The following is an 18,375-nucleotide window of genomic DNA, read 5'->3' as shown; positions in this document are numbered from 1 at the left end:
CTCAGCGCACCCCGATCACCGCGAACGGGCCCACGTCCTGCCGGACGATCCCGGGCGAGTCGAACAGGGCGGGGTCGAACCGCACGTCGTAGACCTGCACGTTGGGCTGGTGCGGGAACGCGTCGTGGGACAGCGTGATGTGCAGGCCGTCCGGCCGCCGCCGCAGCACGAACGCGTTCGGCGGCGCGAACTCGCCGCGTCGCAGCAGCTCCCGCAGCCTGCGCGGATCACCGGCTTGGGCCCACCGGGAGATCTCGGCGGAGCGGTCCTCGTACCGGGACAGCGGGTTGGCGTAGTGCGGGGTCTCCTGCTGGAAGCCCCAGAAGGGCGCGAAGGACAGCAGCGGGTAGTGGTCCGTCAGCAGCACGGTGTCCGAGGGTTCGCGGCCGGTCGTCTCGCGCACGGCGCGCAGCAGGTCGTCGTGCCAGGCGCCGTCGACGGCGGGGTCGTCCTGGCGCTGCGCGTTGCTCCCCGTCGGGTAGTAGTCGGTGTGGGCCGGCTCGGCGGCCTCCGCGATCTCGGAGGTCAACGCCGTCTCCACGACGCCGACCGCGCCGGCCAGTCCCAGCAGGAACGTCAGCGCCGCCGCTTGAACCCGCACGCGTTCCGGCAGCAGTGGCTGGACCCGCCGCCGCAGCTCCAGGATCCCCAGCACACCGGCCACGGCCAGCGCCACGTCGAGCACCACCGCCACCCGGAACGCCAGCAGCGTCGTGTGCGCCGCGACCGCCACCGTCGACAGCCCGAACCACAGGTAGACCACGCCGGTGAGCACCAGCAGCGCCGCGGCCACCTCGCTGTGCCGGAAGGCCAGCACCGACCAGCAGAAACCGGCCAGGCACAGCACCCCGAACAACGAGGGCTCCAGGAACGGCAACGGCGGCACCGACTCCGGCGGCAGGTAGTTGTTCGCCGCTCCCGCCGAGGGCGCCCCGCTCAGCCGCGCCACCAGGAACGGACCCCAGCAGATCAGCGCCACCACCCCGGCGACCGCGCCGATCCCGAGCACGCGGGGCGCGAGCTCCCGGAGGGGACGGCTCCGCCGCGCGGCGAGCACGACCGCCATCGTCACGACCACGGCGGTCGCGAACGCCAGGTGCAGCGCGTAGGTCAGTCCCGCGAAGCCGAGGAACACGCCGACGCCGATCACGGCCCGGGCGTGCCGGTGCGCCCGGCAGCGCAGCAGGTGCCAGGCCACGACGGCGACCGGCGGGAGCCAGGCCGCCGCCATCCACGCGTACGGCTCGTCGAACCCGTGGAGGAACCCCGACAGGCCGGTGGCGACCGCGGCCAGCACCGCGATCCGCCGCCGCAGGACCGCGCTCCACAGCACGAAGGCGACGACCGAGGTGATCGCGACGGTCATCAGCGCGAACGGTTTGAACGCCGCCCAGGCGGGCATCCCGGTCAGCTCGGCGAAACGCCCGCCGAGCCAGAACCAGCCCGCCGGGTAGTACGGCGGCAGATCCGCGTAGTTCATGTCCGCGAGCACCGGCGAGTCCGCCAGCCGCGTCAGGTACTGCGTCCGGAACATCTGGTCGATCGAGGTGCCGCCGTAGTAGAGCCGGGTCGGCTCCAGCGGCCACGCCAGCACGGAGGTGACCAGCGCGGACAGCGCCACCCACACCGCGGGCACCAGCTTGCGGCCGGCGACGTCGAGCAGCGCGACGCCGAGCAGCAGCGCGAGGACGACGACCGCGCAGGCGGTGGCCGCGACCTCCGGCAGGGCGGTCGGCTCGCTGAGCCCGAACCGCGCGATCGGCAGCTGCACCGCCAGGCTCGTGGCGGCCGCGACGACGACCGCCGCCCCCAGCTCACCGATCAGCCGCACCGCCGACCGCGACCGAAGGCACCCCTGCGCAGCCGAATGTTCCACGATCAAGTGACCTTAGGTGGTCACGCCCGCATCCCGAGCTCGCAAACGGAGTCCCTCGTCCGCCCGATCGCCCCAGCGGTCCGGTGCTGTTGCCGTCCGAAGGCGGCAGTGAGGCGCGACTCAACGACCCCGGCCCCTGGGAACAGTCGTCGTGGGGGTGTTGTTGACTCCTGTTGTGAGTGTTGAGCAGCAGAAACGTCGGGGTCGGGTTCGTGCCGCCGAGCTGGTGGGACGGCAGTGGTTGAACACCGGAGGCAAGGAGCTCCAGCTCCAGGACTTCCGGGGCAAGGTCGTCGTCCTGGACTTCTGGACCTACTGCTGCATCAACTGCCTGCACGTGATCGACGAGCTGCGCCCGCTCGAAGCCGAGTTCGCCGACGAGGTCGTGACCGTCGGCGTGCACTCGCCGAAGTTCGAGCACGAGGCCGATCCGGACGCCCTGATCGCCGCCGTCGAGCGCTACGCCGTGCACCACCCGGTGCTCGACGACCCCGAGCTGACCACCTGGCAGAACTACGCGGTGAAGGCGTGGCCGACGCTGGTCGTCATCGACCCCGAGGGCTACGTCGTGCACGTCGCCGCAGGTGAGGGCCACGTCGAGGCGCTGCGCAGCGTGATCTCCGAGGTCGTCGCCGAGCACGAGGCCAAGGGCACCCTGCACCGCGGCGACGGCCCGTACGTGCCACCGCCCGCGCCGGAGACCACGCTGCGGTTCCCCGGCAAGGTCATCGCGCTGAACAACGGGAACCTGCTGGTCTCGGACTCGGCGAACCACTCGCTGGTGGAGTTCGAGTCCGACGGCGAGACCGTGGTGCGCCGCATCGGCACCGGTGAGCGCGGACGCGCCGACGGCGTCGAGCCGACGTTCGCCGAACCCGCCGGGCTCGCGGCGCTGCCGGAGGAAGTGGCGGCGGCCGTCGGCTACGACGTGGTCGTCGCCGACACGGTGAACCACCTGCTGCGCGGCCTGCGGCTCTCCGACGGCGCGGTGACGACCCTGGCCGGCACCGGCGAGCAGTGGCGGGACGGGTCCGACAGCGGCCCGGCGCTGGAGACACCGCTGACCAGCCCGTGGGACGTCGCCTGGTGGGAGCCCGCCGGTGGCGTGGTGATCGCGATGGCGGGCAACCACACGCTCGGCCTGTTCGACCCGAACACCGGCGAGGTCCGCCGGTTCGCGGGCACCACCGTCGAAGGACTGCGCGATGGTGCCGCTGACCAGGCGTTCTTCGCGCAGACCTCCGGTCTCGCCGACGGCGGCGACCGGCTGTGGCTGGCCGATTCGGAGACCTCCGCGCTGCGCTGGGTGGAGGCCGACGGCGACGGCTTCGCGATCCGCACCGCCGTGGGAACCGGCCTGTTCGACTTCGGCCACGCCGACGGTCCGGCGGGCGAGGCGCTGCTCCAGCACCCGCTGGGCGTCGCCGTGCTGGCGGACGGTTCGGTCGCGGTCTGCGACACCTACAACGGCGCGATCCGTCGCTACGAGCCCGCCACCGACGAGGTGTCGACGCTGGCCACCGACGTCTCCGAGCCCTCCGGCGCGACCGTCGTCGACGGCGAGCTGATCGTGGTCGCCTCCGCCGCCCACCGGCTGGAGCGCCCGGTTCCGCCCGGCCTGGCAGCGAAGCTGATCAGCGGTGCGTCGCAGCAGGTCAAGCGGCCTGCGACCGAGATCGCTTCGGGCGAGGTGGAGCTCGCGGTGGTGTTCACGCCGCCGCCGGGCACGAAGCTCGACGAGCGCTACGGGCCCTCCACCCGCCTGGAGATCACCTCGACGCCGGAGGACCTGCTGGTCGAGGGCGCGGGTGTGGGAACCGACCTGACCCGTCGTCTCGTGCTGGCCGACGGGATCGAGCAGGGCGTCCTGCACGTGGTCGCTCAGGCCGCCAGCTGCGACGACGACGATGAGGTCGAGCACCCCGCGTGCCGGCTGACACGGCAGGACTGGGGCGTGCCGATCACGATCTCGGCCGGCGGCCCGGACCGGCTGCCGCTGGTGATGGGCGGTCTCGACGCCTGACAGGCACTGCTGGGACGGCTGGGACGAATTGAGACCTATCTGGTATTTGAGCTCGAAACCCCAGGTCATCGGGATGTGGACGGGGCTGCTCTCAGTTGAGGGCGGCCCCGTCGTCGCGCGTTGCCCAGGAGAATCGCGAATCGCGTGGTCAAGGCCGTGTTTTGAGGGCCCCCTGGCCCCGGGGTCACCCGGCGGTGGCAAGTAAACTTTTCGGGTGACCGATGCCAAGCTCGAAATCCAGATGCTGCACGACAGGGTCATGGTGCGCATCGCTGCTGAATCCGGGGAACGCCGCAGCAGCGGCGGCATCGTGATTCCGGCGACCGCGCAGATGGCCAAGCGGCTGATCTGGGGAGAGGTCTTCGGCGTGGGAAGTCACGTGCGGACCGTCAAGGTCGGCGACCAGGTCCTGTTCAACCCCGACGAGCAGTTCGAGGTCGAGGTCCAGGGGCAGGCGTACCTGGTGATGCGGGAGCGGGATCTGCACGCCGTGGCCACGGAACAGACCGAGCAGGGCACGGGCCTGTACCTGTAATCGGCGCCCCGAGCCGGAACCCCGGCCAGAGCGGGCGAGCGAGCACTTCCACGCCCCCACCGCACGACCGACAGGAGAAGGGGAAGCGGTGCCGGAAAACCACGACAACCGCACTGGTGCGGACCCGTCCACCGAACGGCTGCGCACCGACTCGGGCCAGCAGCACGCGTCCGACACCGGGACCACGCAGGCCTGGCCCGTCCAGGACCCCCAGGGCCAGGGCGGATCACCCGCGCCGGAGTCGGACAGCGAGCGCACCCAGCAGATCGCCGCGCTGCCCGGGGACTTCAGCGGCTTCCCCATCGGCGCCACGCAGACCATCCCCGCCGTCGGCTCCGATCAACCCACGGCCTACCACGGTGCCGAGCAGACCGATCCCGGTGCGACGCAGATGTTCGGCGGTCAGCAGGGCGGTGTCGGGGGCAGCCAGCTGAGCTGGAACACCTCCGACGAACCCACGCCCGCCGACGAGAAGCGGCAGAAGCTGCTCAAGGGCGGCCTGATCGCCGGTGCCGCCGCCGCTGCCCTGGTGCTGCTCTACGTCGGCGACCTGCTGTTCACCAGCGGATCGCTGCCGCGCGGCACCGTCGTCGCCGGCGTCGACGTCGGCACCCTCGACCCGGCCGCCGCCGAGAGCAAGCTCCGCGACGAGCTCGAACCCGGCCTCGACAAACCGGTCCGGCTGCAGGTCGGCGACCGCGGCGCCACCGTCAAGCCCGACGACGTCGGGCTGCAGATGGACTGGGCCGAGACGGTCAAGAAGGCCGACGACGAGCCGCTGAACCCCTTCACCCGGATCGGCTCCCTGTTCAGCACCCACGACGTGACCCCGGTCAGCCGCAGCGACCGCGAGCAGCTGGTGGCGGCGCTGCAGGAGGTCAGTCCGCAGCTGGGCCTGGAGCCCACGGACGGCGACATCCGCTTCGAGGGCACCACGCCGATCCCGGTGAACCCGGTGCCCGGCCAGAACCTCGACATCCAGCACGCGGCCGACGCGGTGCAGGCCAAGTGGGCTGAGGGCCGGCCGATCTCGCTGCCGGTCACCCAGCTCCCGGTGAGCACCACCCGCGAGGGCGTGCAGAAGGCGCTGCACGAGATCGCCGAGCCGGCCGTGGCCTCCCCGGTGACCGTTCGCGGCCAGGGCAAGAACGCGACGCTGGCACCGGAGGCGATCGCCGAGGCGCTGCGCTTCACCCCCGACGGTCGTGGCGGCCTGAAGGCGAGCCTCGAAGGTCCCGTGCTGGTGGGAGCCATCGAACCGCAGCTGCGCGACACCATGAAGCCCGGCAAGAACGCCGAGATCAAGCTGGAGAACGGCGCTCCGGTCGTGCACCCGTCGGAGGACGGCGTCGGTGTCGACTGGGAGAAGAGCCTGGCGCCGCTGCTCGACACGCTGCGCAAGCCGCAGCAGCGCGCGGTCCAGGCGGTCTACGTGCCGGCACCGGCGCAGTTCACCACCGACCAGGCCAACCAGCTCGGCATCCGCGAGGTCGTCGGCGAGTTCCAGACCGGCGGTTTCGAACCGGCTTCCGGTGTGAACATCCGCCGGGTCGCCGAGCAGGTCAACGGCGCGATCCTGCGTCCGGGCGAGACGTTCAGCCTCAACGGCTACACCGGACCGCGCGGCGTCCCGCAGGGCTACGTGGAGTCGGGGATCATCGAGGACGGCCACCCGGGCAAGGCGGTCGGCGGTGGCATCTCGCAGTTCGCGACCACGCTGTACAACGCCTCGTACTTCGCGGGCATGCAGGACGTCGAGCACAAGGCGCACAGCTACTACATCAGCCGCTACCCGGCCGGTCGCGAGGCGACGGTGTTCCAGTCACCGAACGGCAAGAGCATCATCGACGTGAAGTTCAAGAACGTCGCCAAGAGCGGCATCATGATCACCACGGAGTGGACTCCGTCGTCGATCAAGGTGAAGCTGTGGGGCACCAAGCAGTTCGACGTGCAGTCGTCGACGGGCCCGCGCACCGAACCGACGCCGCCGATGGAGAAGCCCGGCCCGCCGACCGGCCCGTGCAGCCCGAGCAAGGGCACGCCCGGCTTCACCGTCGTCGACACCCGCACCATCCGGGACATCACGACCGGCCAGGTTCGCACGGAGAACCAGAAGGTCAAGTACAACCCGCAGCCGATCATCCACTGCCCACCGCCACCACCACCGCGCTGATCAGTGACGACGAGGGCCCTTCCCGTTCCGGGAGGGGCCCTTTCGTCGTCATGGGGACATGTCGACATCGCACCACGGGGCGGTTCTGGTCCGAAACGCCCATGATCAGAGTCCTCTTCGTCCGGACAGTTCGGACCAGAACCGCCACTGGCCACCGCCGGCGGGACCACGCCCCCGGGAGTGGCGGGATGTCGACATATCGCTCTTCAGCGCTGCGAGTCGGCAACTGTGCGTGGTGGTCGCGTTGGGCTCGGGCCGTGGTGGTGGCCACAGGTCGGCGGGGTTCGGCCTGGTGGGGAGGGTGTGGTTCTGGTGCGAAAGCGGTGCGAGCGCGGGAAATCCTTTCGCTCGGCCAGTCCTGGTGAGGCAGGTTTGCCGCGCGGTGACCGCCGGGTTGATCGCGGATTTCGACGAACTTGATGGATTCGCAACACGAGGTATTGGGTTTACGTCCGATCGAGTGGCACCATTCGAGCACCCGCGTTCTCACCTACTAGGAGTTACATCGTGGCGCGTCGCAGGACCCTCCGTGCGCTGGCAATGTTGCCCGCGCTGACCCTGGCTGTGGCAGTGACAGGTTGTGTCGAATCCACGACGGGCGGCGGTGCCCCAGGCGGCGGCGAACTGAGCCTCATCGCTCCTGGTTCGCTGACCACCTGCACCCACCTCCCCTACGAGCCGTTCCAGTTCCCCGGCGAAGGCGGCAAGATCGTCGGCTTCGACGTCGAGCTGGTGGACCTGGTCGCGCGCGACCTCGGTGTGCAGCAGAAGATCGTCGACGCGCCGTTCGACGAGGGAATCCAGTCGGGTGAGTCGCTCAACAGCGGCCAGTGCGACGTGGCCGCCGCCGCGATGACCATCACCGACTCCCGCAAGCAGAACCTGGACTTCTCCGACCCGTACTTCAACGCGGAGCAGGCCCTGATGGTCAAGAAGGGTTCGGGCATCACCGACCTGCCCCAGCTGCGCGGCAAGAAGCTGGGCGTGCAGGTCGGCACCACCGGCAAGGACTACGCCGAGGCGCACAAGGCCGAGTTCGGCTACGAGGTCGTGGACTTCGACGACCTGGCCCTGCAGCAGACCGCGGTCAAGACCGGTCAGGTCGACGCCGCGGTGAACGACAACGGCGTGCTCTACAACTTCGCCAAGAACAACCCGGACACCGAGGTCACCAAGGAGTTCGTGACCGGGGACAAGTACGGAATCGGCGTCCGCAAGGGCAACGCCGCGCTGCTGGCCAAGGTCAACGAGTCGCTCGCCAAGGCCAAGCAGTCCGGTGAGTACGACCGCATCTACGAGAAGTGGTTCGGCAAGAAGCCGGAGTGACCCGCTGATACGTGGCATCTCGGGGCCGGCGTCGAACACGCCGGCCCCGAGCGGTGCAGCGGGGCCGCGCACACCGTCGCGGTAGCCCGCCGGACACATGGAGAGAAGTCGATGACAACCGAGATCGAGCGGCCCAAGGCAGGCATGGGCCGACGACAGCGGGCGCGGCTCAACCTCGGAATCCAGTACGCGGTGCTGGTCGTGGTTCTCGCCCTGGTGATCTTCATCGCGGACTGGGGCCAGATCGGCCGGGCGTTCTTCAACATCGAGGTCGCCAAGGCGCAGTTCCCCGACGTGATCACCACCGCGCTGCTCAACACCCTCATCTACACCGCGGTGGGCTTCGCGTTCGGCCTCGGCCTGGCGATCGTGCTGGCGCTGATGAAGATGTCGCCGGTCGCCCCCTACCGGTGGATCGCCACCGGCTACATCGAGCTGTTCCGCGGACTTCCCGCCCTGCTGGTGTTCATCGCGTTCGGCTACGGCATGCCGATCGCCTTCGGGCTGAAGTTCAACAACCTCTCGACCGTGATGCTCAGCCTCGGTCTGGTCGGCGCCGCCTACATGGCCGAGACCATCCGGGCGGGCATCCAGGCGGTGCCGAAGGGGCAGGTCGAGGCGGCGCGCTCGCTGGGCATGTCGTCGAGCCGCACGATGGTGACCGTGGTGCTGCCGCAGGCCTTCCGGATCATCCTCCCGCCGCTGACCAACGAGCTGATCCTGCTGACCAAGGACTCGTCGCTGATCTACCTGCTGGGTCTGTCGGTCGGGCAGTACGAGCTCGCCAAGTTCGGGCGCGGAGCGCTGAACCAGTACCAGTCGCTGACGCCGATCCTGATCGCCGGTCTGTGCTATCTGATCATCACGATTCCGCTGTCGCGCGTCTCCGACCTGCTGGAGCGCAAGTTCGGCGGCGTCCGGACCAAGGGGGCCACCAAGTGAGCGACGTGATGATCGAGCTCTCCGGGCTGAGCAAGTCCTTCGGCTCGCTGGAAGTGCTGCGCGACATCGACCTGCAGGTCCAGCGCGGCGAGGTCGTGTGCGTCATCGGGCCGTCCGGGTCCGGCAAGTCGACCCTGCTGCGCTGCGTGAACCTGCTGGAAGAGCCGTCGGCGGGCAAGGTTTCGGTCGACGGCACCGAGCTGACCGACCCGGACACCGACCTCGACGGCTCCCGGCGTCACGTCGGCATGGTCTTCCAGCAGTTCAACCTCTTCTCCCACCTGTCGGTGCTGGAGAACCTGACGGTGGCGCAGCGCAAGGTGCTGGGCCGCTCGAAGGAGGAATCGGAGAAGGTCGCCGAGGAGAACCTGGCCAAGGTCGGGCTCTCCGAGAAGGCCGGTTCTATGCCCGCGCAGCTCTCCGGCGGTCAGCAGCAGCGGGTTGCGATCGCACGGGCGCTGTCGATGAACCCGCACGTGATGCTCTTCGACGAGCCGACCTCGGCGCTGGACCCGGAGCTGGTCGGCGACGTGCTCGGCGTGATGCGGCAACTCGCCGACGAGGGCATGACGATGCTGGTGGTGACCCACGAGATGCAGTTCGCCCGCGAGGTCGCCGACCGCGTCCTGTTCATGGACGGCGGCGGCATCGTCGAGCAGGGCCCGCCGGCCGAGGTCATCGGCAACCCGAAGGAGGAGCGCACCCGCACCTTCCTAGCCCGAGTGCTGGACCCGCTGTAGACATCCGTGGTCATCTTGCGTAGCGGTGCGGGTGGGGGAACCTCAGACGTCCTCTGGCTCCGGGATCCGCGACTTGAGTATGTCTAATACGCGGCGCTGCGGCTGTCCTCCCCAGAGGACGTCTGAGAACCCCCGGCGCTGCAGGTTGCTCAGGTGGGGCACTGAGAAAGCACCTTCGGTGCTTGCCTGACGTGGGGCTTGTGCAATTGGGCTTCGGACGACCCTGGCGTGTTGGTGTGCGACACGCCGGGGTCGTTTCACGTGGAACGGGAGGTCAAGTAGGCCATCCCGGTGTTTTCTGGTGCGGGGCGAAACCTCATGTCGTGGTCAGACGTCCTAATAGGTAGATGATCGACAACGCGTCACGCGGTTTCGGGGGCTACGGGTGCCTAGCGGCAAGGTGAGGGAGAACGGCAACGGTCCGCTGACCGCGGCCGAGCGACGAGTGGACGAGCTGCTGCGGCAGGGCAGACCGGAGACGCCGGAAGGCGAACCGCTCGACGTGCTGGCCGAGGAGTTCGAGGCGGACAAGGAGATCCGCGGCGAGTTCCTCACGCGGCGGCTGATCGACTCGCCGGACGAGGCGAGCTGGCGGCCCTTCACCAGGAAGGCCCGGCAACAGCCGGTGATCCTCATCAAGGACGCGGTGATCAGCGGTTGCCTGGAACTGCGCGCCGCCGAACTGCCCTACCTGCTGGAGTTCGTCCGCTGCCGGTTCCTCGAAGCCCCCGACGTCCGGCAGGCGTCGCTGGCCGGACTGGTGCTGCGGAACTGCCTGCTGCCGGGGATGCAGGCTCGGAACCTGCGCACCACCAGCGACACCCACCTGCTGCACTGCACCAGTCGCAACGGCGTCATCGACCTCGCCGACGCCGAGCTCGGCGGCTCGCTGCTGCTCAACGGCAGCGACCTGAACAACCCCGGCCGGCGCGCCATCTACGCCGACCGGCTGACGGTGGCCGGGGCGATGCTGGCCATGGGGATCAGCGTCGCCGGCGAGATCCGCATCCCCGGCGCCAAGATCGGCGGCAACCTCACGCTGGCCGGTGCCACGCTGCGCAACCGGGGCCGGTTGGCGCTCAACGCCAACGGCATCCAGCTCGGCGGTTCGCTGCGCTGCGACGCCGACCCGAACACCGGGAAGTCCTTCACCGTGGCCGGGCTGGTGTTCATCCCGAGCGCCACCATCGCCGGTGATCTGCGGATGCGCGACGCCGTGCTGGAGCCCGGGATGAGCCCGCCGAGGCGGGGCGAGTCGCCCTACGACGACCCGACCAGCACGCTCATCGCCGACCGCAGCCACGTGCACGGCGACGTCGAGATGGACGAGAACTTCCGCAGCGGCGGGACGATTCGCATGGTCAGCGCCCGCATAGAGGGGGACCTGCGGTTGTCCGGCGCTCAGATCGACCTGACCTGGGCGCAGTCCGCTCGGGCCGCGGTGGACCGCTCGCTGCGCGCCCTGCACATCGACGGCACCGAGATCCGCGGCAACCTCGCGGCGGGCCGGGTCAACGTCTGGGGCGAGTGGCGGATGACCGACGTCCAGGTGCACGGCAGCTTCCAGCTCAACCGGGCTCGGCTGACCGGCGCGCGGACGGATGTGCTGCAGGCGAGCCGGATGACCGTCGGCAGCAACTTCGATTGCCGGGAAGCCGACATCAGCGGGTCGATCCAGCTGCAGGGCGCCTCGATCGGCGCCAACCTCGACCTGCGGGCCAGCGAACTCACCAAACCCGCCTGGCACCGCCACAAGCTCGCCTACAAGCCCTCGGTGGACCTGCGCGGAGCGCGGATCGCGCGGGACCTGGTGTGCGCCTCGGGCGTCCGGCCGTTCGTGGCCGAAGGCGAGGTGCAGCTGCGCCGGAGCGAGATCGGCAGGCAGGCCAACTTCTGGGGAGCTCGGCTCGGAGACGGGTTGAGCCGCAACGCCATCAACGGGTTCGGCCTGGTCGCCCAGGAGCTGACGCTCAGCGTCGAGGACCCGCCGAAGGGCCGGATCCTGTTGCGGCAGGCCCAGTGCGAGCTGCTCGCGGACAACGCGCGGCTGTGGGAGGCCAGCGGCGGAGTCGACGTCGAGGACTTCAGCTACGACAACTTCACCGACAGCGTCGAACCCACCGACGCGGACAAGGTCAAGGAGCGGCTGGCCTGGCTGCGCGCCAACTCCGGCGACCGCTACCAGCCCGGGTCCTACGACCAGCTCGCGCACGTCTTCAGCGGCAACGGCAACGAGGAGCACGCGGTCACGGTGCTGATCGAGAAGCAGCGCCACCGCTACAAGGCGATCGCGGCCTCGACCCGGCCCGCGTTCCGCCCGCCGGTCCGGTTGTGGAGCCTGCTGCAACTGGCGACGGTCAGCTACGGCTACCGGCCGCTGCGCGCCCTGATCTGGCTGGTGCTGCTCACGGCCGCGGGCACCACGTGGTTCTCGGTGCACGGACCGCTGCAACCGGTCAACGACGAGGACCACCCGCACTGGAGCCCGCTGCTCTACACCGTCGACCAGCTGGTCCCGATCATCAACCTCGGCCACGACGTCATGTGGCGGACCCAGGGTCCGTCGCAGTGGATCACCGTCGCGCTCATCGCCGCGGGCTGGATCCTCGCCACCACGGTCGCGGCCGGCATCACCAGAGCCCTCCGCCGGGACATCCAGTGACCCCTCACCCGGCCGGGGTGGGCGGATTCGAATTTCGCGCGAAATTCGAGCCCGAACTTTCGCACTCGAACTTCGCGCGAAATTCGAAAAGTCCCGCCCCTTCGGGGGATTCCTGCCCTCCGTGCGGGTGGAATCCGGGTTTTGCGGGCCGATCTCGTGCTCAGATCGAGGAGTTTGGTCGCCTTGATCGGCTCGGGAGGTCTTCGTGGTGGGGTTGCGGTTGCCGGTGCTCGCCGGTGTCGGCGTGATGGCGTTGATGTCCGCGGGAGTTCCCGCGGGGGCGCAGGAGGACGCGTTCGAGTACGTGGCGATGGGGGATTCGGCGGCGGCCGGCCCGCTGGTGCCGGGCCCGGACCCGAACCTGCTGTGCTTCCGCTCGACGAGCAACTACCCGCAGGTCGCGGCGGCCCGGTTGGGCGCGCAGCTCAAGGACGTGACGTGCTCCGGGGCGGAGACCGAGGACTTCTCCGGTCGCCAGCACCACGTGCTCTCGCCGCAGTACGACGCGCTGAGCGAGACCACCGACCTGGTCACGGTGACCATCGGCGGCAACGACGTCTCCCTGGTGCAGGCGGCGGTGTCGTGCCTGAACGCGCTCCCGGAGCCGGTCGGCTCGTCCTGCGCGGACAGCTTCACCGCCAACGGCGACGAGCTGGCCGAGCGGATCGACGAGTTCACCCCGGACTTCGACGAGGCGCTGGAGGAGATCACCGACCGGGCGCCGAACGCGCAGGTCGTGGTGGTCGGCTACGGCACCTACCTGCCCCCGGGCGGCTGCTACCCGAAGCAGCCGATGTGGGCGCGCGACGCCGACTACATCCAGTCCACCGTGGACCGTCTGAGCGCGCGGCTCGGTGAGCGGGCTCGTGCGCACGGCGCGACGTTCGTCGACCTCGGTCCGATCAGCGAGGGCCACGACGTCTGCCAGGCGCCGCAGGACAAGTACTTCGAGGGCGTCGTGCCGACCTCGTTTGCCGCTCCCCTGCACCCCAACGCCAACGGCATGACGGCCTTCGGCAACGCCGTCGCCGATGCGGTGTCGGGCTCGCGGCTAGGCCGCGTTCCCACGGCCTAGCCGCTGTTCAGGTATTTCGTTGCGTGGCGGTGCCAGTGGCAGAACCTGAGCGGCTCCGTGGACTCCGTGCGCCGCTCCTGATGTGTTCCGCTTACCCAGGGGGTGGACATCGGCGTCGCGGCGTACTCGCCACGAAGCCGCTCAGAACCTGCGGCGATGCGAGCTGAGTCCCTCACCTGAAACAGGCGGCTCCGCCACGCGAACCGAGCCATGAACAGGTAATCAGGAGCCCAGCAGCGTGTTCAGGCGGGGCGAGTAGGTGTGATCGAACACCAGTGATGCCGCGCCGACCGCTGCGGCGTCCTCGCCGATCAGCGCGTTCTCCACGCGCACCGGGCGCACCTGCGGCGCCCACACCTGCGCGGTGATCACCTTCGACACCCGGTTGCGGACCAGGTCGGAGACCTGCCGCAACGCGGGTCCGCCGAGCACGACGCGGTCCACGTCGAGGACGCTGACCACCGAGGCGAGCGCCTGGCCGAGGCGGGTCGCGGTCTGCCGCAGCACCTTGCGGGCCTCGGCCTCCCCGGCCACCGCGTCGCGGCACAGCTGGTCGTAGGCGGCGGCGACGGAGGTGGGCGCGGGTCGGCCGATGGCGGTCCGCCAGTCGGCGACGATGGAGCGCATCGAGCAGTACGCCTCCAGGCAGCCGCGCTTGCCGCAGTGGCACTCGCGGGAGCCCCCGCTGTGCACGTGCCCGATCTCGCCCGCGTTGTTGCTGACCCCGCGGTGCACCTGGTCGCCGAGCACGACGCCGATGCCCACTCCGGTGCCCAGGTAGACGTAGACGAACGAACCGGATCGCTGCGCGCAGCCCGACCAGCGCTCGCCGATCGCGGCGGCGGTGGCGTCGTTGTCCATCACCACCGGCAGCCCGAACCGCTCCTCGACGAGGTCGGCGAGCGGAACCTCCGTCCAGCCGTCGAGGTTGGGCGGGTCGAGGACCTTGCGGTGCGCGGGATCCAGCGGTCCGGGCACGGCGAGGCCCGCGCCGAGCACGCGCTCGGGTTCGAGCCCGGAGCGGCGCACCAGCTGCTGCCCGATGCGGGTCAGGGCGGCGGCGACCGAGGCGGGCGTGGCGTCGGAGGGAAGCCTGCGGGCGGTGCGCAGCCGGACGCCGCCGGCGAGGTCGACGAGCACTCCGGTGATGCGCTCGGGGTCGAGGTGCAGGCCGACGGCGGAGTAGGCGTCGGGCACCACCTTGAGCAGAACCCGGCGCTTCCCGCCGGTGGAGGGGGCGTGGCCGTTCTCGGTGACGAGCCCGTCGTCCATCAGGGCCCGCACGATGTTGGACATGGTCTGCGCCGTCAGCCCCGTGCGCTGGGCGAGTTCCACGCGGCTGATCTCGCCGTGGCGGCGGATCGTGTCCAGCACGACCGCGCGGTTGAACCCACCGACTCGGGGCAGGTTTGTGCCTTGCCACGACGGATTGGTCATGCAGCGCTCCTCGTTGAGACCCGCAAGATCATTGACTTGTGCAAACGTTTGGACTTATGTTGCCCACGAGTGTGATCCGGATCTCAGGTTAGTCGCAAGCGTCACAGGCCGGAGGAGCCAGATGCGCCGGAGAACCGCGTTAGCCGCCATCCTCACCGCTGCCCTGGGCCTTTCCGCCTGCGGCGGATCCGCCGAGGACCCGAACACGATCACCGTCGCCTACCACCGGTACGGCAACACGCAGCAGGTCGACGCGTTGATGCAACGCGTCAAGCAGCAGTACGAGCAGGCCAATCCCGGGAAGCTCGTCAAGCTCGACCCGGTCGTGGCACCGGAGAGCGAGTACCTGTCCAAGCTCCAGCTGCGGATGCGGTCGGAATCCACCGCGCCCGACGTGCTCTACGAGGACAGCTTCAACGTCAACTCCGACGTCGACGCCGGATACCTGCTGGCCCTGGACGACCGGCTCGCCCAGTGGCCGGACTGGAACTCCAGCTACATCGGAACCACCAAGCAGGCGGGCAAGGCCGCCGACGGCCGGATCTACGGCGTTCCGCTCGACACCGACACCCGAGGGCTCTGGTACGACCGAAAGCTGTTCGTCGAGGTCGGGCTGCCGGAGGAGTGGAAACCGCGCACCTGGGACGACATCCTCGCCGCCGCCCGCCAGATCAAGCAGAAGCGTCCCGACGCGATCGGCATCGACATGCCGCTGGGCAAGGCGGAGGGCGAGTCGGTGAGCATGCAGACCGTCGAGATGCTGCTCTACGGGACCGAAACCGGAACCCTCTACGACGAGCAGCAGCGCAAGTGGGTGGTGCCCAGCAAGGGGTTCACCGACGCGATGGGGTTCATCTCCACCGCGGTCGGCGAGAACCTGACGCAGAGCAAGCCGCAGATCGCCGACGCCCAGTACGACAAGAACCAGCGCGACCAGCTGGCCCGCGAGGGCAAGGTCGGCATCCGGCTCGACGGCAGCTTCGCCTCCGGCAACTGGCAGGACGCCGGTTGGACGGACTGGACGAAGACCATGTCCGCGACACCCATGCCCACCCAGTTCGGCCAGGCGCCGGGAACCGTGACGCTCTCGGGGGGCTGGACGCTGGCGGTCAGCGCGGCCAGCGACAAGCCCGACGACTCCTTCGCGTTCATCAAGCAGGCGTTGAGCGTGGACAACGTCGTGCAGTACTCGGCGGCCACCGGCAACCTGCCCGCGCGGGCCGATGCCGCGGCCGATCCCCGGGTGACCGAGGCCAACCCGCTCAACCAGTTCTGGATCGGCCTGCTGGCCAACACCCACTACCGGCCGGCGCTGCCGGAGTACCCGAAGGTGTCCGAGGAGATCCAGAAGTCCGTGCTCGACGTGGTCGGCGGGCGGACGCCCGCGGAGGTGTCCGACCAGTGGTCGCAGCAGGTCTCGCGGATCGTGGAACCGGCCAACACCCGGGCGGGCTGACGATGTCGGCGGTGCGGCGGTGGCTGGCGCCGATGGCTCCGGCCGTGCTGCTGCTCGGGCTGTTCGTGATCGGACCGATCCTGTGGAGCGGCTACGTCTCGTTCACCGACGCCGCCCTGACCGGCGCGGCGGCCAGCGATCCGGAGTTCGTCGGGCTGGACAACTACCGGCGGATGTTCGCCGATCCGGCGCTGTGGCACGCGGTGTGGGTGACGGTGGTGTTCACCGTGGGATCGGCGGTGATCGGGCAGAACTGCCTGGGCATGTTCATCGCGCTGCTGACCCGGCACCGCAACCGCTGGCTGCGCAACGCCGTCGGCATCGCGGTCGTGTCCGCGTGGGTGCTGCCGGAGCTGGTCGCGGCGTTCGCGATCTACGCGTTCCTCAACTCCGAGGGCACCCTGAACAACGTGCTGGTCGCGGTGGGCCTGGAAGGCGTGGACTGGCTGTACCACGCGCCGGTGCTGGCGGTGGTGCTCGGAAACGTCTGGCGCGGCACGGCGTTCTCGATGCTGGTCTACCAGGCCGCGCTGGCCGAGGTGCCCAGCGATCTCACCGAGGCCGCCGAGGTCGACGGCGCCGGGATGCTGCGCAGGTTCTGGCACGTCACGCTGCCGGTGATCCGCCGGACGATCGCCACCAACGTGATGCTGATCACGTTGCAGACCATCGGCGTGTTCACGCTGATCTACGTGCTCACGGCGGGCGGGCCGAACGCGGCGACGCAGACGCTGCCGCTGCTGATGTACGACTCGGCGTTCGAGTTCGACGAGATCGGCTACGGCGCCACGATCTCCCTGGTCCTGCTGGCGATCGGCGGTTCGTTCGCCGTGCTCTACGCCTTCAGCATCGGTGATCCGGACGAGGAGGGGTCGTGATGGCCGGAGTCACCGTCGCGAGGCGGCGCTCGGTGTCGGTGGTGGTGCACCTGGTGCTGGCGGTGGTCGCGCTGGCGTTCCTCGCACCGCTGCTGTGGCTGCTCACCGCGTCCTTCGACGCCGAGGCGCCGCTGTCGGCGCAGCTGCCGAGCGCGTTCACCCTGGACAACTTCTCCCAGGTGCTCACCTGGGAGACCAGCGTCCGTCCACTGTGGAACGGATTGCTGATGTGCGGTGGTGCGGCGCTGGTCTCGGTGGTCTCGGCGGTGCTGTGCGCCTACCCGCTGTCGCGCTACCAGCTGCGGTTCCGGCGACCGTTCCTCTACCTCGTGCTGTTCGCCTCCGGGCTGCCGATGACCGCGGTGATGGTGCCGGTCTACAGCATGTTCGTGCAGGTCGAGCTGGTGGATTCGATGTTCGGCACGACGTTGTTCCTGGCGGCCACCTCGTTGCCGATCGCGATCTGGATGACGAAGAACTTCATGGACGGCGTCCCGATCAGCCTCGAAGAGGCCGCCTGGGTCGACGGCGCGTCGGCGATGCAGGCGTTGCGCTCGGTGGTGCTGCCGCTGATCGTCCCCGGCATGGGCGTGGTCGCGATCTTCACGTTCATCAACGCCTGGGGGAACTTCTTCGTCCCCTTCATCCTGCTGCTCGACCCGGCGAAGCAGCCCGCCTCGGTGGGAGTCTTCGCCTTCTTCGGTCAGGGCGGGCTCATCGCCTACGGCCAGCTCGCCGCCTACTCGATCCTCTACACGGCACCGGTCATCGCCCTCTACCTGGTCGTCTCCCGCTACCTCGGCGGAGCCTTCAACCTGGCCGGGGCCATCAAGAACTAGGCAGGAGACCGGGTCGCGCGCGGTCGTTCTCGCGCCACCCGGCCTCGCGGGTCATCGCTCGACGGACGCCGCTCGATCGCGGTCGTCGGTCTCGATCGGGACGGTCGCGCCGTCACCCTCGAGCCGCAGCGAGACGTACACCGCTGCCGCGGCGACCAGGAACAACACCAGAAATGCCAAGCCGGCCATGAGACACCCCCTCGTCCGATGGGCCGCTGCGCAATCGCAGACATCCATGAGACGCACGTCATGGGCGGTCGGTTGCTCGGCCGTCGTCGAAGACGCGAAAGCGGCGCCTCCCCTCGCGAGGGGAGGCGCCGCGACAGGGAACCCCACGCGTATCGTCCCACTAAGACACGTGGGGGTAACGAGAATACCACCGCCAAACCCTGGCCCCCCCCGCCCAAGGAACA

Annotated in this window: 14 protein-coding genes; 11 read left to right on the top strand and 3 right to left on the bottom strand. The window is 69.6% G+C overall.

Annotated features, from left to right (window positions below):
• Position 1 precedes the first annotated feature (1 nt).
• On the bottom strand, positions 2-1,876 hold the full coding sequence (locus tag AB0J91_RS23690; protein ID WP_363872605.1) for an arabinofuranosyltransferase: 1,875 nt from the start codon (positions 1,874-1,876) through the stop codon (positions 2-4).
• 175 nt (positions 1,877-2,051) lie between these two features.
• Between AB0J91_RS23690 and AB0J91_RS23685 the strand changes: the two genes are divergently transcribed.
• From AB0J91_RS23685 to AB0J91_RS23650, 8 genes are all read left to right on the top strand, one after another.
• A complete protein-coding gene (locus tag AB0J91_RS23685; protein ID WP_363872602.1) occupies positions 2,052-3,899 on the top strand; it encodes an NHL domain-containing thioredoxin family protein in 1,848 nt (615 codons plus the stop codon).
• 214 nt (positions 3,900-4,113) lie between these two features.
• The gene (locus AB0J91_RS23680; RefSeq protein ID WP_132672051.1) at positions 4,114-4,434 is read left to right on the top strand and encodes a co-chaperone GroES; all 321 of its coding nucleotides are present in this window, start codon (positions 4,114-4,116) and stop codon (positions 4,432-4,434) included.
• Positions 4,435-4,522: 88 nt separating this feature from the next.
• Positions 4,523-6,607: a VanW family protein gene (locus AB0J91_RS23675; protein ID WP_363872599.1), complete on the top strand. Its 2,085-nt coding sequence runs from the start codon at positions 4,523-4,525 to the stop codon at positions 6,605-6,607.
• Between the two features lie 540 nt (positions 6,608-7,147).
• The gene (locus AB0J91_RS23670) at positions 7,148-7,933 is read left to right on the top strand and encodes a basic amino acid ABC transporter substrate-binding protein (protein WP_363872730.1); all 786 of its coding nucleotides are present in this window, start codon (positions 7,148-7,150) and stop codon (positions 7,931-7,933) included.
• Positions 7,934-8,077: 144 nt separating this feature from the next.
• On the top strand, positions 8,078-8,875 hold the full coding sequence (locus AB0J91_RS23665; RefSeq protein ID WP_363786347.1) for an amino acid ABC transporter permease: 798 nt from the start codon (positions 8,078-8,080) through the stop codon (positions 8,873-8,875).
• Positions 8,872-9,615 carry an amino acid ABC transporter ATP-binding protein gene (locus AB0J91_RS23660; RefSeq protein WP_363872596.1) on the top strand — a complete coding sequence of 248 codons (744 nt, stop codon included), beginning with the start codon at positions 8,872-8,874 and terminating at the stop codon, positions 9,613-9,615. Before AB0J91_RS23665 ends, AB0J91_RS23660 begins: the two co-directional genes overlap by 4 nt.
• A 385-nt stretch (positions 9,616-10,000) precedes the next feature.
• Positions 10,001-12,277, top strand: a complete 2,277-nt coding sequence (locus AB0J91_RS23655; protein WP_363872594.1) for an oxidoreductase — start codon at positions 10,001-10,003, stop codon at positions 12,275-12,277.
• 205 nt (positions 12,278-12,482) lie between these two features.
• Positions 12,483-13,352, top strand: coding sequence for an SGNH/GDSL hydrolase family protein (locus AB0J91_RS23650; protein ID WP_363872591.1), 870 nt, complete (start codon positions 12,483-12,485; stop codon positions 13,350-13,352).
• 222 nt (positions 13,353-13,574) lie between these two features.
• Here AB0J91_RS23650 and AB0J91_RS23645 read toward each other — a convergent pair whose 3' ends face one another.
• Positions 13,575-14,789, bottom strand: a complete 1,215-nt coding sequence (locus AB0J91_RS23645) for an ROK family transcriptional regulator (protein WP_363785522.1) — start codon at positions 14,787-14,789, stop codon at positions 13,575-13,577.
• A gap of 121 nt (positions 14,790-14,910) precedes the next feature.
• Here AB0J91_RS23645 and AB0J91_RS23640 point away from each other — a divergent pair, with 121 nt between their 5' ends.
• The 3 genes from AB0J91_RS23640 to AB0J91_RS23630 are packed head-to-tail and all read left to right on the top strand — an operon-like array spanning position 14,911 to position 17,962.
• Complete coding sequence (locus AB0J91_RS23640; protein WP_363872588.1) at positions 14,911-16,245, top strand: extracellular solute-binding protein; 1,335 nt, start codon at positions 14,911-14,913, stop codon at positions 16,243-16,245.
• Positions 16,191-17,123, top strand: coding sequence for a sugar ABC transporter permease (locus AB0J91_RS23635; RefSeq protein ID WP_363872585.1), 933 nt, complete (start codon positions 16,191-16,193; stop codon positions 17,121-17,123). Before AB0J91_RS23640 ends, AB0J91_RS23635 begins: the two co-directional genes overlap by 55 nt.
• Positions 17,123-17,962: a carbohydrate ABC transporter permease gene (locus AB0J91_RS23630; RefSeq protein ID WP_363872582.1), complete on the top strand. Its 840-nt coding sequence runs from the start codon at positions 17,123-17,125 to the stop codon at positions 17,960-17,962. Before AB0J91_RS23635 ends, AB0J91_RS23630 begins: the two co-directional genes overlap by 1 nt.
• A 51-nt stretch (positions 17,963-18,013) precedes the next feature.
• Here AB0J91_RS23630 and AB0J91_RS23625 read toward each other — a convergent pair whose 3' ends face one another.
• Positions 18,014-18,151 (bottom strand): hypothetical protein, encoded by a 138-nt coding sequence (locus tag AB0J91_RS23625; protein WP_363785532.1) that lies wholly within the window; start codon positions 18,149-18,151, stop codon positions 18,014-18,016.
• Positions 18,152-18,375: the final 224 nt, after the last annotated feature.

Origin of the sequence: Saccharopolyspora sp. NPDC049357, from assembly GCF_040677225.1 — a bacterium.
Taxonomy (GTDB): domain Bacteria; phylum Actinomycetota; class Actinomycetes; order Mycobacteriales; family Pseudonocardiaceae; genus Saccharopolyspora.
This window is presented reverse-complemented; position numbering and strand designations above follow the sequence as displayed.

Bases quoted from the DNA above. Each gene is read 5' to 3' on its own strand.
- AB0J91_RS23670 (WP_363872730.1), top strand. From the start codon at position 7,148: ATGTTGCCCGCGCTGACCCTGGCTGTGGCAGTGACAGGTTGTGTCGAA.
- AB0J91_RS23665 (WP_363786347.1), top strand. From the start codon at position 8,078: ATGGGCCGACGACAGCGGGCGCGGCTCAACCTCGGAATCCAGTACGCG.
- AB0J91_RS23645 (WP_363785522.1), bottom strand. From the start codon at position 14,789: ATGACCAATCCGTCGTGGCAAGGCACAAACCTGCCCCGAGTCGGTGGG.
- AB0J91_RS23640 (WP_363872588.1), top strand. From the start codon at position 14,911: ATGCGCCGGAGAACCGCGTTAGCCGCCATCCTCACCGCTGCCCTGGGC.
- AB0J91_RS23630 (WP_363872582.1), top strand. From the start codon at position 17,123: ATGGCCGGAGTCACCGTCGCGAGGCGGCGCTCGGTGTCGGTGGTGGTG.
- AB0J91_RS23625 (WP_363785532.1), bottom strand. From the start codon at position 18,151: ATGGCCGGCTTGGCATTTCTGGTGTTGTTCCTGGTCGCCGCGGCAGCG.